Origin of the sequence: Erwinia endophytica (assembly GCF_009295515.1) — a bacterium.
In the GTDB taxonomy this organism is placed as follows: domain Bacteria; phylum Pseudomonadota; class Gammaproteobacteria; order Enterobacterales; family Enterobacteriaceae; genus Erwinia; species Erwinia endophytica.
In genome coordinates this window covers 24,598-40,919 of record NZ_RQVV01000041.1, presented here as the reverse complement: position 1 = coordinate 40,919, position 16,322 = coordinate 24,598, and the positions used below count along the sequence as shown (strand labels likewise).

Annotated in this window: 12 protein-coding genes and 1 pseudogene; 6 read left to right on the top strand and 7 right to left on the bottom strand. The window is 52.1% G+C overall.

Annotated features, from left to right (window positions below):
* Positions 1-660: 660 nt before the first annotated feature.
* The 4 genes and pseudogenes from EH228_RS20860 to EH228_RS13075 form a co-directional block, all read left to right on the top strand.
* Positions 661-758: pseudogene (locus EH228_RS20860) on the top strand (IS6 family transposase); the annotation flags it as partial.
* A 622-nt stretch (positions 759-1,380) separates the two neighbouring features.
* The gene (locus tag EH228_RS13085) at positions 1,381-1,809 is read left to right on the top strand and encodes an SgcJ/EcaC family oxidoreductase (RefSeq protein ID WP_240116291.1); all 429 of its coding nucleotides are present in this window, start codon (positions 1,381-1,383) and stop codon (positions 1,807-1,809) included.
* An 80-nt stretch (positions 1,810-1,889) separates the two neighbouring features.
* Positions 1,890-2,105 (top strand): YgdI/YgdR family lipoprotein, encoded by a 216-nt coding sequence (locus tag EH228_RS13080; protein WP_152322098.1) that lies wholly within the window; start codon positions 1,890-1,892, stop codon positions 2,103-2,105.
* A 351-nt stretch (positions 2,106-2,456) separates the two neighbouring features.
* Complete coding sequence (locus EH228_RS13075) at positions 2,457-2,804, top strand: hypothetical protein (protein ID WP_152322097.1); 348 nt, start codon at positions 2,457-2,459, stop codon at positions 2,802-2,804.
* A gap of 140 nt (positions 2,805-2,944) precedes the next feature.
* Here EH228_RS13075 and EH228_RS13070 read toward each other — a convergent pair whose 3' ends face one another.
* The 3 genes from EH228_RS13070 to mntP form a co-directional block, all read right to left on the bottom strand.
* Entirely contained in the window at positions 2,945-3,241 is a 297-nt protein-coding gene (locus EH228_RS13070) for a chaperone modulator CbpM (RefSeq protein ID WP_420841463.1), read from the bottom strand.
* On the bottom strand, positions 3,238-4,194 hold the full coding sequence (gene cbpA / locus EH228_RS13065) for a curved DNA-binding protein (RefSeq protein WP_152322095.1): 957 nt from the start codon (positions 4,192-4,194) through the stop codon (positions 3,238-3,240). The genes EH228_RS13070 and cbpA overlap by 4 nt, the downstream gene beginning before the upstream one ends.
* Positions 4,195-4,892: 698 nt before the next feature.
* Positions 4,893-5,462, bottom strand: a complete 570-nt coding sequence (gene mntP / locus EH228_RS13060) for a manganese efflux pump MntP (protein WP_152322094.1) — start codon at positions 5,460-5,462, stop codon at positions 4,893-4,895.
* 462 nt (positions 5,463-5,924) lie between these two features.
* Between mntP and EH228_RS13055 the strand changes: the two genes are divergently transcribed.
* On the top strand, positions 5,925-6,167 hold the full coding sequence (locus EH228_RS13055) for a DUF1158 family protein (RefSeq protein WP_152322093.1): 243 nt from the start codon (positions 5,925-5,927) through the stop codon (positions 6,165-6,167).
* Positions 6,168-6,288: 121 nt separating this feature from the next.
* Here the strand turns inward: EH228_RS13055 and mgtA are convergent, their stop codons facing one another.
* Positions 6,289-8,976 carry a magnesium-translocating P-type ATPase gene (mgtA, locus tag EH228_RS13050; protein ID WP_240116290.1) on the bottom strand — a complete coding sequence of 896 codons (2,688 nt, stop codon included), beginning with the start codon at positions 8,974-8,976 and terminating at the stop codon, positions 6,289-6,291.
* A gap of 565 nt (positions 8,977-9,541) precedes the next feature.
* On the opposite strand from mgtA, the gene EH228_RS13045 reads away from it, so the two are divergent.
* The gene (locus EH228_RS13045; protein ID WP_152322091.1) at positions 9,542-10,990 is read left to right on the top strand and encodes an alpha/beta hydrolase; all 1,449 of its coding nucleotides are present in this window, start codon (positions 9,542-9,544) and stop codon (positions 10,988-10,990) included.
* On the opposite strand, the gene EH228_RS13040 is transcribed toward EH228_RS13045, so the two are convergent.
* From EH228_RS13040 to EH228_RS13030, 3 genes are read right to left on the bottom strand one after another with little or no spacing between them, the layout of a single operon-like run.
* A complete protein-coding gene (locus EH228_RS13040) occupies positions 10,987-12,030 on the bottom strand; it encodes an AI-2E family transporter (RefSeq protein WP_152322090.1) in 1,044 nt (347 codons plus the stop codon). The genes EH228_RS13045 and EH228_RS13040 overlap by 4 nt on opposite strands.
* Positions 12,030-15,137 carry an efflux RND transporter permease subunit gene (locus EH228_RS13035; RefSeq protein WP_152322089.1) on the bottom strand — a complete coding sequence of 1,036 codons (3,108 nt, stop codon included), beginning with the start codon at positions 15,135-15,137 and terminating at the stop codon, positions 12,030-12,032. The genes EH228_RS13040 and EH228_RS13035 overlap by 1 nt, the downstream gene beginning before the upstream one ends.
* Positions 15,138-15,149: 12 nt before the next feature.
* A complete protein-coding gene (locus EH228_RS13030; protein WP_240116289.1) occupies positions 15,150-16,250 on the bottom strand; it encodes an efflux RND transporter periplasmic adaptor subunit in 1,101 nt (366 codons plus the stop codon).
* Between the last annotated feature and the right edge of the window lie 72 nt (positions 16,251-16,322).

Genomic DNA, 16,322 nt, shown 5'->3' with positions numbered 1-16,322 from the left:
CGCTCAAACCGGATTGAGTTCCCTTCAGTGATCTACTATTAAGCGCAGTTATTTATAAGAATACGCATTTCTGTCAGGAGTAATTGAGCACTCAAATTCAATAAAGTTATATATTTCAGCAATCTCAAAAAAACCGTACGAACCGATACACTTCATTATTCTATCTTTTGTTAATTTATGGCTTTGCAGGACAGGTACAAAACCTTTTTTAAAAAGCTTATAGTTCATATTCACCCCATAGAAATATAATAACCAAAGCCTGATAAGGACAGCATATGTCATTCACCATGAAATATGGTGATGACCATATTTCATTTTCATCCTGTTTTATTTTTCTGCACACTCTGCACACAGTATATTTACCAGTATTAAAAAGACAACATTGATCAACGCATGTCAATTTATCGCCTAAAACGATCAATTACATTGCGTTTAAGTTTTGTTGAATGATCAAGTGATTGTTTTTAGGAAACAATGGTACTATTTTCAGAATGCTTAAATTCCAAAAATACAAAATAGATACATGATTTGCACAAAAAAGTAACGCAGGCTGTTTATAATCTGTTTAGAGTAAGGATGTGATGAACGCCTCATTTTTGCGCAAAGTCAGGTAAAAAAGGTTGCCAACGAAAAAAATATCGCCCTGTCGCAAATAATGTGGTGGTGGTAGTGGACGGCCAGCTTTTTCTGAGGAAAATTATCCTGTGGCGGTTCGCTGGTTCTGCAAGTATGGAATCAGCTACCGTGAGCGTCAAAAATGCGGGCTGAGGGCGATTATCATATACAGATAATACCAGTGCCCACGCACCACGCACGGCAGCCAGTTGATGTCCCATGCCCACACCTGGCACGGCGCGGGCGGTATATGTCTCCGGTGGCTTTACCCTGTGCGGTTGCGCATGACGGCCCGTTGATGGACTTCGCCGTGGCGGCGCAACACCCGGTAAAATGTCGATTCACTGGCGAGGTAAATCCCTTTATCCGCCAGACGGGGCACGATTTGCGACGGCGGCAGGCTCCGGTTTACCCTCCTGTTTAACCTGATTTCGCCAGTTATACAGGGTCGCTTCCAACATCCCTTCCATCTGTGCAACTACGGCGGCAGCAGTTTTGCCAGCACACTGGCTTTACGTTCCAGGGAAATACGTTTCATTTATCACGCCGTCGCCCTCAGGTTTTATTTTAAGAGAGGGTGACAACTATCCTGACACTGAGGGCGCTCATGCAACTGGCAATATGACGGATCTATGTTATGAGCTTGAGCGAATCTTTTCAGTTATCGTTTAATTAAGGTTTAAATTCACTTGCTATATTGGGAGAAGATAAAAACACAAATAAACCATAGAGATATAAATGATAAAACATGGAATAATTGGACTGATGATCGCGGGGGTTCTCACCTCTTCCGTGGCTTTTGCTCAGGAGAAAACCCCTTGTGTTAAAATGACTAAAGAAGAAGTTGCCGCGATGTTTGATCGCTGGAATGACTCACTGAAAACGGGTGATGCCAAAACGGTCTCAGCCAATTATCTCTCCGATGCCGTTTTGCTTCCCACTCTGTCAAATAAAGTACGCCTGACCGACGAAGAACGTATTGATTATTTTGAAAAATTCCTGGCAAAAAAACCTGTCGGCCACATCGACAGCCGTACTATTCGTACCGGTTGCAACAAAGCGATTGATACCGGCACGTACACCTTTACCTTTGGTGATGGCAGCAAAGCCGCCGCGCGTTATACCTTTACTTATGGCTGGAACGGTGAAAAATGGCTGATCTCCAGCCACCATTCTTCCGCAATGCCAGAATAATTAATGCAATATCTCCATACCCAAAACGTGTGGAGATGTTTCGTTATGTCACCTGAACTATTTTACAATTAAGATATACAATGAAAATATTATCGTTTTTTATGGCAATTATGGCAATTCTTACACTAACGGGTTGTTCAAGTAATTATGTTATGCAGACGAAAACGGGTGAAATGGTCATCACTAAAGGAAAGCCAGAAATGGATAAATCAACCGGATTGTTGATTTATAAAGATACAGATGGAAATAAACATGAGATTAATCGTGATCAGGTCAAACAAATTATAGAAAAATAAAAATCCCCAATAACCATCCCGAACCTTAAATAACTAACATAAAGTCATCCAGTCATCATTCAACCTTACCGGTTGTCTCTCGTGATTGGGTGAAAATCATGCGACCACGCCATTGATCTGAAGAAAGTTATCACCATAATCTGCTTCGGTATGACACTGCTTTTCGCACCGTCTGACTGAAAACGTCTCCAACTATGTTTAAGATGATAAGTGAAGACGTTCGATAAACTTACTCAGGTAAGTGATTCAGGTGACTGAGTACCGCCAATACATCCGCCGTTTGCAGTATGATATTGCCCAGATCATGCGGACTCATTCACCGATTCCTTTTACCCTTCATAAGGAGCAGCCATGAAAAAAGTGATATTACTACTGCTCGCCACCCTGGCGACAACCGTCGCGGCCTATGCAGAGAGTGACTCTGACGATCCGGCCCAAGGCTACATTGCCAATCTTTGTACTATTGTGACCCAGGAGAAATCCCTCAGCTCGGCAGACAACTATATCGCCCAGTTGAAAACGCTTGATGCGCGTACCCCATCGCCTTCCGCACAGGAAAAAAACGAGTTTGATGAAGATGAAGCCCGGACTATCGTCGCCGCATGGATGAATCTAAGTGAAGATCAGCAAAAAGAAGCTCGTCAGAACCAGGAAGCCTGTCAGAACGCCATTCTAAACGAGTATCAGAGTCAGGATTAACCCTCCTCTGTCGGTGAGATGGGGCGAAGCGTTTCGCCCCTACACCCCGGTAATTCCCCAGCATATCAGCCGTTGTTTACACTATATCAACACAGTGAAACCGACCTCATCCCTCCGAGGAAATGACGCTCAGCCACACTTTATTTATGCAGCAACCGTTCCAGCAGGCGCTTCAACTGCGCATTCTCCTGCTCCAGCTGATCGACTTTATCCAGCAATGTTAGTGCAACAGCAGTCCCTGGCCACTCCAGTTCCAGCTCAACACGCAAACGGCAAGCGCGCTTAAGGTAATAAAGTGCGTGATAATCAAAGATCCAGTCGCTATCTGATTCGAGCGGGGAAATCACGCCCAGTTCAACAACTTCGGTGAGTTCTTCCGGTGGGATATCCACCAACTGACAAATTTCAATCAGGGTGTAACGTTGTTCCGTCATCATTTTGACTCCCATGCCGTGCGGGGATCAAAGGCCGCGTGTGCCGCCAGTTCGCGCCACAGCGCAGTGGTTTTGTCATCGCCAGTTGGCGGCATAACCACTTTGAGAATGGCATACAGATCGCCAGTCTTGTTTTTACTCGTCAGCCCTTTCCCCTTCACCCGCAGGCGTTGACCATTCTGGCTTCCGGCTGGCACCGTCAGCGCAATTTTTCCCGTCAGCGTTGGCACCTGAATGGAGGCCCCCAGCGCGGCTTCCCACGGGGTCAGCGGTACCACAATCTGCAAATTCTGACCGTCGATTTCAAACAGCGGATGCGGCGCGATTTTGATTATCAGGTACAGATCGCCATTTTCCCCGCCATTGATCCCGGACGTCCCCTGACCTTTCAGGCGGATACGCTGACCATCACTCACCCCGGCAGGGATTTTCACGTTCAGTGTCTTATCGATGGTATCAGTTTGACGTCCCTGCGTGTCAAACACCGGCAGCGACCAGGATACGTTGCGGCTTTCCCCCTGTAGCGTCTCTTCCAGAAACAGCGGCACCTCTATTTCCAGATCCTGACCACGAATCGGCACAGAGCGCTGACTGGCCTGCCGGAAATGTCCGCCCGCGGCCTGGCGACCAAAAATAGACTCAAAGAAGTCGGAGTAATCGCCCTGCCCCCCCTGAGCCCCCTGCCAATGATCGCGGCTATCAGCATAATCCGGAGATGACTGAGAGAAACGCGGATCGTCACGATGTTGACGTAGCAAATCGTATTCCGCGCGCTTATCACTGTCTTTCAGCACCTCATAAGCCTCGGCCATTGCTTTGAATTTGCTTTCAGCATCCTTTTCACTGCTGACGTCCGGATGATATTTGCGAGCCAAACGTCGGTATGCGGTTTTTATGGTGTTTAAATCTGCTGAGGGATCGACCTCCAGTAGGGAATAATAGTCTTTAAATTCCATTGGTTAACCCTTATTGTCACAACGCGCACGGAAAGTTTTCATCTGCCATCCTTTAAAATGGGGGCAAATTACGGCAAGGAACCATTCCTCAGTGTAGGGCGAAAAAAGCAAAAAAGATCACACCATCCCACCATTAGCACAAATCATCTGGCCGTTAATCCAGCCACGCTGATCGCGGCTGACCAGAGATTTTAACGCTACCGGTGTCGGCGCTTTATCCACATCCGCAGAAATTACCCATTGTCTCCGTGTGTCAGACGTCTTTTAGACTGGGTAGTAAGAAAGGGCTATTCAGGAGGTTGATAAATGAAGGGGCTGAAAACGAGTCATGAACGATGATAGCCAACGACCAATCCCTGATCGCGACTATCAAGGGGTACTGATCAAAGCCATTAATACATGGCACCTGGCGGTACATGTTTAAAGGTTTCAACGTAGCAACAAAACAGGTAATTCAAAAATCTTTTCATACTGCCTCGTGTTAAAAATTTTCTGGTAAAATACAAAAAAAGTATACAATAAACGTTCTTCTCAGGCAATAAAATTTGAAGTGGATCACAAAAAAACGAGGGATATGCAAAAATAAAGTTAAACGGGGGTTAAACAAAAACCATCAATGGTTATTGAGGAGAGAGAATCAAACAGTGCTCATTTCATGACGAAAACGGTGGTCGGGAGTACGGTCCATTCGCGGGCATTTATCCCAGAACGCCCAAATGCTCAAGCAGAATAGTGGTGCCGATGCCGATCAATACCACACCGCCAAAGATCTCAGCCCATTTGCCCATTACAGGCCCGAGAAAGCGCCCCAATAAAATACCGACAGACGCCATGATCATGGTGGTCGCGCCGATCGCCAGGGCAGTGGTCACAATATTGACCTGTAGAAACGCCAGCCCCACCCCCACGGCCATCGCATCCAGACTGGTCGCCAGCGCGGTGGCGGCAAGCAACCAGAAACCATGACGCTCCGGGGGTTCCGCCGTCCTGGCTTTCCCACGGCCTCCTTCCACTATCATCCGCGCCCCCAATATCAACAGCAGCGTGAACGCGACCCAGTGATCCCACGCCATCACATAACGGCTGGCAGCGATGCCCACCCCCCAGCCAATCAGCGGGGTCAAAGCCTCAATTACCCCAAAAATCAACCCGGTGCGGATTGCTTCTTTAACGCTGGGACGGTACAGACTGGCGCCTTTCCCGATAGCAGCCGCAAACGCGTCCATCGACATGCCAAAAGCCAGAATAAGGGTTGCGTATACATTCATTGTGGTTATACCGGCCTGGCGGCTTTATGACCACTCAAGCATCAAAAGAACAATTCTCACAGCATGACTACGCGCGAGAGGCTAATTGAGAAACGCATCCTCGCATGAATTTAGATAAAAAAAAAGACAGTAAAATCATGGGTTTGAATATAGCTCTGGCTATACTTTTTAACGAATGCTAAATAATCGTCAAAAACATCAACAGAAAGGCCAAAAGAATTACTGACTTACCCTCTTTATCCTTGTAGAAACTGGGGGTTGCCAGGCAAAAAACGGCAACATAAAGAGAATTTGTGACAGAAAAATTTTTCACGGCATGCCCGGATTTTATCCCCTGCCAGGAGATTGAGCCGCGTTATTCAGTGAGTTTACAATGAGGTTTCCCTGGCCCTGAATGCCAGAAGATTGCACCGACAGCCAGATTACCGGAAAATGGCGGTCACTGACTGGGATGGAATGTAAATGAAAAACCCTTTTCTGACTTTTTTAATGCCAATGAGCGTCCTGTTTCTGGGCTTTCTTTCCGCGCTGTTGTTGCCAGCACCGTGGTTTGGTTTGAGTCTGACGCACAAACTGGTGGCGATGCTCCATCTGAGCGACATCAACCAGCTTTACACTCTGGTATTTTGCGTGTGGTTTTTGTTGTTAGGCGCGTTGGAATACTGGGTACTGCGCTTTATTTATCTACGATTTCTCAAGGTATAAATAAAGGTCGGGTGGACAATCGCCCACCCGGAAGCCCGTTTATGGCCCGCAGCACATCAGTAAGTCGCGGGTAAAGAAAGCGACCGACAAAGTACTGCGCCATCACGGTGACGGTCCCGTCTCAGAACCACTGACCAAAGCGACGGATATAGAGATATTTCATGCCCTGAGTCACTACGCAGTAACCACACAGTATGGCGACCAGCCATGGAAAGTAAGACCAGGGCAGCGGCACCAGCCCAACAGCATGCCCCAGCGGTGAGAATGGAATATAAATCCCCGCCACCATCACCAGCCCTGTCATCAGCATCACGGGCCAGGCTGCCCGACTCTGGATAAACGGAATTTTGCGGGTGCGCAACATATGCACCACCAGCGTCTGTGACAGTAACCCTTCAACAAACCAGCCCGACTGGAACAGCGCCTGGTGCTCCACACTGTTGGCGGCAAACACCTGCCACATGATCAGGAACGTGGCGATATCAAACAACGAAGATGTCGGGCCAATCCACAGCATGAAGCGGCCAATATTCTTCGCGTCCCACTTACGGGGCTTACGCAGAAAGGCTTTATCCATTTTGTCCCATGGCAGCGCCAACTGCGACAGGTCATACATCAAATTTTGAATTAACAGATGGATAGCCAGCATCGGCAGGAATGGAATAAAGGCGCTGGCGACCAGTACCGAGAGCACATTGCCAAAGTTAGAACTGGCCGTCATATTCAGGTATTTGATAATGTTGCCAAACGTCTCACGCCCCTTAATAACGCCCTGCTCCAGTACCATCAAATTCTTTTCCAACAGAATAATATCGGCAGACTCTTTGGCAATATCCGTCGCCGTATCCACTGAAATGCCAATATCCGCCTCTCTCAGCGCTGGCGCATCGTTAATGCCATCGCCAAGGAAACCGACGGTATGCCCATTATGCTGCAAGGCCTGTAACACCCGGGATTTCTGCTGCGGGGTCAGACGGCAGAAAATGGTTCTGGCTTCAACCCGCCGGGACAGCTCAGCGTCATCCAGCCGTTCAATTTCACTGCCGCACAACGGTTCACCGGGCTCCAGTCCGACATCCCGACAAATTTTACGGGTGATAACGGCATTATCGCCGGTCAACACTTTCACCGTCACGCCATTTTCATACAGCGCCGCGATCGCCTGTCCGGCACTCTCTTTAGGTGGATCAAGAAAAGTCAGCAGGCCGCAGAGCGTCAGCTCACGCTCATCATTTTTACTTAACGGCAGGCGCAATGGCGTATTGTCCAGATTGCGCTCCCCAATCAGCAACACCCGGAACCCCTGGTGGTTCAGGCTGTCAACCTGCTGGCGCCACTGCTGGCGAGCCGCTTCATCCAGCACACGGCATTCCCCGGCATCCATCCAGTGACTGGATACCGCCAGCATTTCATCCACCGCACCTTTACAGATCAGCTTTTGCTGGTCGTTCTCGTCAGCGACCACAATCGACAGGCGACGACGTTCAAAATCAAACGGCAACTCGTCGACTTTATGGTAGCGCCCCAGTCCACTGACCGCCAGGTGGCCCTGACTGAAGCGGAGGATCGCTTTGTCCATCAGGTTTTTCACCCCGCTCTGGTGGCGGCTGTTCAGCCAGGCCAGTTGCAGGGCGCGCTCATTGCTCTGCCCGTGTACGTCCAGGTGCTGGGCCAGAATGATGCGATCCTCGGTTAGCGTGCCGGTTTTATCGGTACACAGCACGTCCATCGCACCAAAGTTCTGGATGGCGTTAAGACGTTTCACCACCACTTTACGACGAGACATGGCGATAGCCCCTTTCGCCAGATTGGAGCTGACGATCATTGGCAACATCTCCGGGGTCAGCCCCACTGCCACGGCCAGCGCAAACATCAGCGCATCGCTCCAGTCACCTTTGGTGAAACCATTGATGAACAGCACCACCGGCACCATCACCAGCATAAAGCGGATCAGCAGCCAACTCACGCTGTTCACCCCACGATCGAAAGCCGTTTGCGGACGGCTGCCAACCACGGATTTCGCCAGCGAACCAAACCAGGTGTGATTACCGGTCGCCACCACGATCGCCGTGGCCGTACCACTGGCAACACTGGTCCCCATCAGGCAGATGCCAGGCATACTCAGCAGATCGTTGTCATCACGCTCTGTTCCTGCCGCTTTGGCACTGATGCTGGACAGGGTGTCGTATTTCTCAATCGGGATCGCTTCACCGCTCAGCGCGGCCTGGCTGACAAACAGATCGCGGGAGGAGAGCAGGCGAACATCCGCCGGAACCATATCACCCGCCGAGAGAAAGATAATGTCGCCAGGCACCACCTCCTGTAACGGAACTTCCATCCTGACCGGTTGTGCCGTTTCGCTACTACGACGGATAACGGTGGCGGTGGTACGCACCAGTGATTTCAGCGCTTCAGCGGCTTTATTGGTGCGATACTCCTGCCAGAATCTCAGCAGACCGCTAAGCGCCACCATGATCAGCATGATTATCACGCCAGTCAGATCGGTCTCTTCACCTTTTCGCAGCGGTAAAAAATAATCGGTAAAATAGCTGATAACAGCCAGAGCTATCAGTACCCAGATAAACGGATTATTAAAAGCCTGAAACAACTGCAACAGCGCGGGCGGCGCTTTTTCATTCGCCACCTGATTTTTGCCATGCTGCAGCAGACGCTCAGCGGCATCTTGCTGGGTCAGGCCATTACATTGGGTGTTCAGACGCGCCAGGGTGTTGTCCAGGCTCTGTTGTGTCTCGCTGGCGATGGCTAAATCACGGGCGAGTTTTACGTTGGCGTCGTTATGCATTTTCATCTGCCAGATCCTTAATTTTCTTTTTTGTTCAGGCACAAGAACGTTCTCCTGCACATGAGGATTTTTTAAGTTCCAGGGATCAGGACGAGAACAGGTAGCCAGAACAGACCGGAGGATTACAGCAGGTCGTCGCTCCTTATTATTCTGCCCGTGTACCATCGCCCGCTACAGGTCGGAGGTTCTTTCATCATGCTATCCTTGCCCGTTATCAGCACGGGACCCAATTCAAAGACAAACGGGGATGTGACACTCAGGGGAGAGATGAAACATTGCCCACCGGTTTTTCGGTAAGCAAATGAAGGTATTAGCTTACCTTACAGAATAAAACTGAAGGGGTGACTGTCCAAAGGTGTTCTCCATGAATAAAAACGCCGCCACTATAATCCGGCCTGCGGACGAAGTAACTAAACCGTTTATCAACAATCCTCATTTAGTGATGCAACCGGACACGCGCATGGACGATGACTGATGACGACGATCAACGCAATTCCCCCACCTGGCAGCCAAAATAATCCGGGCCACAGGGTATATACTTCAAGCGGATAACAGAGAGGACAACACGACTATGCTGAAAAGGACACGAATTCTGGTAAAACGATCGCTGATCGTCCTGCTGATAATTGCGATAGCCCTGTTGACACTGCGCATTGCGATAACAGAACGCGGCCCCGATTTACAGCCCTGGCACAAGTGGGTGCCAGAGGAACTGAGCGCCAGACAGATGGATCGAGATAACTGGCAGGATTATCTGGAAAATGAACAGAACATCTTCGCCGAGATGAAGCGCAACGTCAGTGACAAAATCAGCGATGACACGCCGGAAATCCTCAACCGCTACGCTGAAAAAAGCCCGGTTTACCCGGAACATTTCGCCACTGACTGGAACCGATCTTACGAGCTGCTTCCGCAAGGCACACCCCGCGGCGCGGTGGTTTTGCTGCACGGACTGACGGATTCACCCTACAGCCTGCGCCATTTTGCCATGGATTATCAGCAGAAAGGTTATGTGGCGGTGGCTATCCGCCTGCCAGGCCACGGCACGGTCCCTGCGGCGCTGACCCGCGTGGATTGGGAAGACTGGATGGCCGCCACCCGGCTTGCCGTACGTGAAGCCCGGCAACGCATTCCGGCTGGGGCGCCATTGCAGATTATCGGCTTTTCCAATGGCGGCGCCCTGGCGATGAAATATACGCTGGATACCCTTGATAATCCGTCCCTGCCAGCGCCCAATCGCCTGATCCTGATTTCACCGATGATTGGCGTCAGCACCTACGCTCGCTACGCCGGACTGGCCGGGTTACCGTCGTTGCTGCCAGCCTTTGCCCGCTCGGCATGGCTCAGCATCCTGCCAGAATTTAATCCGTTTAAGTACAATTCCTTCCCGGTCAAAGCCGCACGTCAGTCATGGTTGTTGACCAGCGCATTACAAACTCAGTTGAACCGTGGCCGGGAAAATAAACTGTTGGAAAAACTGCCGCCGATATTAACGTTTCAGTCGGTGGCTGATGCCACGGTGAGCACGCCCGCAGTGGTCCGCGCGTTATATAATCTGTTACCCGCTAACGGCAGCGAACTGGTGCTGTTTGATGTGAACCAGTCAGTGCAGCTTTCGCCACTGATGCGCCGCAGCGCCAGACATACGGCGGAACACCTGCTGCCGCCTGCGCCGCGCAACTACACCACGACGCTGGTGACCAATGCCTCGCCACAAAGCAACGCCACGGTGGCGGAAACGACGCAGGCGGGAGCCACCACCACCACTCGCACACCGTTGGGCATCAACTACCCCAGCGATGTCTATTCCCTGTCACACGTCGCGCTGCCGTTTCCTGTCAGCGATTCATTATATGGCCGCACGCCAGAACCTCCCAATGCGTTTGGTATCAGTTTTGGCGATCTGGCGCCGCGCGGCGAGCGCTCGGTTCTGATGGTCAGTCTGGATATGCTCATGCGGCAGTCATCCAATCCCTTCTGGCCCTGGATGCTACAACGGGTCAATCAGACGCTGAATTAATCATCCTGCTGGTCGCTGCCGTCACTGAGCAGCAGCGCCAGCGGTTTCCCGTCCTGAGTCTGTTCCAGGGCGATTTTTGCCACGATTGTCAGCGGCACGGATAACAACATGCCGACCGGACCAAGCAGCCACCCCCAGAAAATCAGTGACAAAAATACTACCAGCGTGGACAACCCCAACCCACGGCCCATCAGCCGCGGATCCAGAATATTGCCAAGCAGCACATTCAGCAGCAGATACCCCACCGTCACCAGGAGCGCGTCACCCGTGCCCTGGAAAATCAACACCTGCATAATGGGCAAGACCGCCGCAATCACTGAGCCAATATTAGGAATATAGTTGAGCGCAAACGCCAGCATCCCCCACAGCAGCGCAAAGCGAACATCCAGCGACAGCAGCATCAACCAGACCACACAACCGGTCAGCAAACTGATGGCTGTTTTTAACACCAGATACCGACTGACGCTATCCAGTGCCTTCTGGATAGTGGCCATTCCCTGCGAAGGGTGGCGGAAGAGTCGCTGTAATTTCCCGGCCAATAACGGGACTTCAAACAGCATAAAAACCACGGTCATCAGCAACAGGAAAATGCCGGACACCGCGCCGGAAAGCTGAGACAACAGGCGGCTGATCAGATTGATAGCCGCATTCGGATCAACCATGGCGACCAGCGCTTCAGTAGAGACCTGCACATTAAAATGCGCCGCTATTTCTTGTATTTCCAGCAACGATGCCAGCATCACCTCGCGATACTGCGGTAACGTCCGGGTGAAATCATTCAGCATACCGACCAGCGTCGTCAGTAACAGCGCGCCAGCCAGCACGATTACCCCAATCAGTAGCGAAACCGCCAGGACACGGGGAACGCCAATCCGCTGCAGCAACCTGACGAGCGGATTGAGGATAACCGCCACAAAAATGGCCAGAATAAACGGTACGACAATGTCAGCACCAGCCCGGATGCCAGCCAGAATGATCACCAGCATACCGAGCATCACTATGGCTTTAAACGTACCTTCCCGTCCGGATATGGGGCCCATTATTTTTCTCCGCGCGGCTTCTTGACCCACTCACGCAACCGCTGAATATGCAAATAAAGCGCAGGAATGAAGACCACCCCAACCAGCGTCGCCACCAGCATGCCGCTGAACACCGTAATACCGATGATCTGCCGACTGGCCGCACCCGCACCACTGGCCAACACCAGCGGCAACACACCAAGAATAAATGAGATAGCCGTCATCATCACAGCCCGAAAACGCTGCTTAGCGGCCTGTTCTGCGGCCACAGCGATATCGGCGCCTTGTTCACGCCGATCCCGGGCAAACTCGACTATCAGAATGGCGTTTTTCGCCGCCAGCCCGGTGAGCAGAACCAGACCTATCTGCGCATAGACATCGTTGGCAAAGCCCATAAAGTGCAAACCCGCCACCGCGCCGCCAGCAGCGAAGACTACCGAAAGCAGCACCGCCAGCGGGACGCTCCAACTTTCATACTGCGCCACCAGGAACAACCAGGCGAAAATGACCGCCGCCAAATAAATCAGCACCGCCTGGTTGCCGGTTTGCTGTTCCTGCAACGACATGCCGCTCCAACTGTAGCTGTAACCCACGGGCAGATGTTCTGCCAGCACGTTCTCCATCGCCTGCATCGCCTGCGCCGAGCTGACACCCGGCGCCCCGGAACCGCTGACCGCCAGCGCCGGAAACTGGTTGTACTGCATGATATAAGGCGCGCCAACCGACGGAGTCAACGTCACCAGTTGATTCAGACTGACAGCGCTGCCGCTGTCACTGCGTACCGTCAGTTGCATCAGTTGATCACTGCGCTGACGAAAATCCATATCATTCTGCAACTGCACCCGGAACTGACGGTTATTCAGCGTGAAATCACCGACATTTCTGCCGCCCAGCGAGGTCTGCAACACCGTAAATATACGGCTAACCGGCACCCCCATCAGCGCAGCCCTGTCTCTATCCACCGCCAGGGTCATCTCCGGTACGTTGGCGCTGAAGGTGGTAAAAACACGGCTGAGCAGCGGATTCTGATTAGCCGCCATAATCACGCTCTGACCAATACGCGCCAACTCTTGTGGCGACTGCCCTTCCATCGCCTGAATTCTCAGGTCAAAACCCGCCGCATTGCCCAACCCACTGATGGCGGGCGGCACGAAAGCCATGATGGTCGCAGAAGAGATACTGGCCAGTTGCTGTTGAAGCTGTGGCAAAACCTGAGAGACCGGTGGACGTTCCTGCCAGTCCTTTAACAGGACGATAGCAAATCCGCTATTAGCGGCGTTACCGCCACCCAACAAGCTGAATCCGGTGATTTTAATCACATCTTCCACCGACGGATTTTTCTGGACCAGACCGTTTAACTCTTCCATGACCCGTTGCGTACGTTGCAACGCAGCGCCATCAGGAAGTTGTACGTTAACAAAAATATAGCCTTCATCTTCTTCGGGCAGGAAACCGCCGGGCAGTTGCTGATAGCCCAGCCAGGTGACCGTACCTGCCGCCAACATCACCACCACGGTCGTCAGCGCATAACGGCTGACTTTACGTGACAGCGCGACATAACCATCACGAGTACGATCAACCATTCGGTTGAACACCGCAAACGGTCCCTTAGTCGGTGCCGCGCGCCTTTTCAGCAAACAGGCACACAGTGCAGGCGTCAGCGTCAGCGCATTGACGCTGGACAACACCATCGCCGCCGACAGCGTGACGGCGAACTGGCGATACAGCTCGCCGACAATACCCGGTAACACCGCAATCGGCACAAAGACCGCCAACAGCACCAGGGTGGTGGCAATAACCGGTCCGGCAATCTGGCCGAGCGCTTTGCGAGTGGCGGCGGCAGGCGTCAGCTCAGAGTCCTCCAGCAATAACCGTTCAACGTTTTCCACCACCACAATCGCGTCATCCACCACAATGGTGAGTGCAAGGATAATGGCGAACAGGCTGAGCATATTGGCCGAATAACCAAACAACAGTAATACGGCAAAGGTGCCCAACAGAGAAACCGGGATGGTCAACGCGACAATGAAAGTCGCCCGCAGACTCTGCAGGAACAGCCACACCACCGCCAGCACCACCACCAACGTCAGTACCAGTGAAACAGCAATTTCTTTCAAGGTCGCGGTGATCGGCTGGGTGGCGTCAAATTTAATCTGGTATTCCATATCGTCCGGGAAGGACCGCGCCTGGCTGGCCATCTCCGCACGTACCGCGTTCGCGACACTGAGAGCATTGGCCTGTGGTGCTGGATAAACCATCAGGAATGCCCCTTCGTTGTTATTCAACGCCGCGTTCACCTGATAGTTTTGTGCCCCCAGTTCCGTATTCGCAATGTCGCTGATACGCACCATCCCGCCATGCTGATTGCTACGGATAACCACGCGTGAGAACTCTTCCGCGGTCATCAGCCGTCCCTGACCGCTGATAGTCAGCGTATTCTCCTGCGCGGCGGGCGAAGGAGCTGCACCAACCTGGCCCGCTGCTGCCTGCACGTTCTGCTGCTGTAATGCCTGAATCACCTCATCGGTGGTGATATGCAAGGCTTCCATCCGTTGCGGGTCAAGCCAGATACGCATACTGTAATCGCGGGCGCCAAAGACCTGCACATCGCCCACACCATTAATACGGGCCAGCGCATCACGCAGGCGAATCGAGGTGTAGTTACTGAGAAACAGCGGATCATGGGTATGATTCGGGGAAATAACACTGATACCCATCAGGATATTACTGGCGCGTTTACGCACCGAAATACCGTTATTATTCACTTCGGCAGGCAACTGAGCCGTCACCTGAGAAAGGCGGTTTTGTACTTCCACCGCCGCCATATCCGGATCGGTGCCGCTGGTAAAAGTGATGGTCAACTGGTAGCTGCCGCTGTTGCTGCTGGTCGACTCCATATACAGCATATTGCTGACGCCGTTAATCTGCGCCTCGATCGGCGCCCCGACCGCCTCTGCGACATCACGTGCGCTGGCGCCCGGATAAAGCGCGGTCACACTAACCACCGGTGGGGTTATCTCAGGAAACTGTTCTATCGGGATAATTTTCAGCGCCATCCCACCGACCAACGCGATAACCAGTGCGATAACCATCGCAAAACGGGGACGCCTGACGAAGAAACTCAACATAATCCAGTCCCCTTATTGTGCTTCAATGGGCGTAACCTGCATGCCAGGACGAACACGCTGGATGCCGGCAACAATCACCTGGTCGCCCGCCTGCAGGCCGGAGGTCACCACGTAATGCTGACCTGTCTGTGCTCCCACGCTAATGCGTACACTTTCCACCCGTTGATCAACCACTTTCAGTACAAAGTAGCCCTGAGCATCCTGTTGTAACGCCGCCACCGGTAACAATAATTTTTCCTGCGCCTGCGGTTTCAGTAGGACATTGACCACCCCGCCGGGTAATAACAGATGCTGTGGATTGGCAAAATGCAAGCTCACGGCCAACGTGCCAGTCTGGCTGTCGATCCGGTTATCCACCGAAGCGAATTCGCCGGTCTGCGGATACTCTTCACCATTCGCCAGTTGTAATGTTGGCGTCAATGCCTGGTTGGCTTTCTTTGCATTCCCCACCAGCCCTTGCTGACTGGCGGCAATGTAATCCCGCTCGCTGACCGCGATGACCACCCGGACCGGGTCAATTTGTTTCAACGTAACCAGCGCCCCCCGGGCTGGATTGACCAGCGAGCCTTCATGCACATCGCTGTGCCCTGCACGGCCGCTGATAGGAGCGGTAATGCGTGTGTAGCCCAGATTCAGACGCTGACTTTTCAACTGCGCTTCGGTCTCTTTCAGGGTCGCGCGTGCCATGTCCCGACTGGCAATGGCACTATCCAGTTCCGATTTACTGACCGCCGTTCCCGCGCCCAAACGCTGTAAACGGTTGAGATGCTGCTGGGCATTATTAGCCTGCGCTCTGGCGTTACTGACCTGGGCTTCAGCCCTGGCCAATGCGGCCTGATGCTCAGCAGGTTCAATTTCAAATAACATTTGCCCCGCTTTTACCGTCTCACCATCCTTGAAACCTCGTTTTGCCACCACGCCTTCGGTGCGCGACACCACATCTACCGCCCGCAAGGCTTCAATCCGGCCCAGATAACGGGTCGGTTGCGCGACATTTTCATGCGTCAGGGTGGTGACAGAGACCACAGGGAGGTTAGCAGCCGGTGACGGGGCGGTAAGAACCAGTAGCATCGGTAACAACAGGGCATTCAAGGTTCGCAGTTTTAATAGCATCTCGTCAGACCTTCTGGATGTTTGGGAAAATGGATGATTCAAAAGTGTATTTATTAGGCAACTTTATGGCGT

Excerpts from the sequence above, each read along its gene's own strand:
- EH228_RS13045 (WP_152322091.1), top strand. The coding sequence starts at position 9,542 with ATGCTGAAAAGGACACGAATTCTGGTAAAACGATCGCTGATCGTCCTG.
- EH228_RS13070 (WP_420841463.1), bottom strand. The coding sequence starts at position 3,241 with ATGATGACGGAACAACGTTACACCCTGATTGAAATTTGTCAGTTGGTG.
- mgtA (WP_240116290.1), bottom strand. The coding sequence starts at position 8,976 with ATGAAAATGCATAACGACGCCAACGTAAAACTCGCCCGTGATTTAGCC.
- EH228_RS13085 (WP_240116291.1), top strand. The coding sequence starts at position 1,381 with ATGATCGCGGGGGTTCTCACCTCTTCCGTGGCTTTTGCTCAGGAGAAA.
- mntP (WP_152322094.1), bottom strand. The coding sequence starts at position 5,462 with ATGAATGTATACGCAACCCTTATTCTGGCTTTTGGCATGTCGATGGAC.
- EH228_RS13055 (WP_152322093.1), top strand. The coding sequence starts at position 5,925 with ATGAAAAACCCTTTTCTGACTTTTTTAATGCCAATGAGCGTCCTGTTT.
- EH228_RS13040 (WP_152322090.1), bottom strand. The coding sequence starts at position 12,030 with ATGGGCCCCATATCCGGACGGGAAGGTACGTTTAAAGCCATAGTGATG.
- EH228_RS13030 (WP_240116289.1), bottom strand. The coding sequence starts at position 16,250 with ATGCTATTAAAACTGCGAACCTTGAATGCCCTGTTGTTACCGATGCTA.
- EH228_RS13080 (WP_152322098.1), top strand. The coding sequence starts at position 1,890 with ATGAAAATATTATCGTTTTTTATGGCAATTATGGCAATTCTTACACTA.
- EH228_RS13035 (WP_152322089.1), bottom strand. The coding sequence starts at position 15,137 with ATGTTGAGTTTCTTCGTCAGGCGTCCCCGTTTTGCGATGGTTATCGCA.
- EH228_RS13075 (WP_152322097.1), top strand. The coding sequence starts at position 2,457 with ATGAAAAAAGTGATATTACTACTGCTCGCCACCCTGGCGACAACCGTC.
- cbpA (WP_152322095.1), bottom strand. The coding sequence starts at position 4,194 with ATGGAATTTAAAGACTATTATTCCCTACTGGAGGTCGATCCCTCAGCA.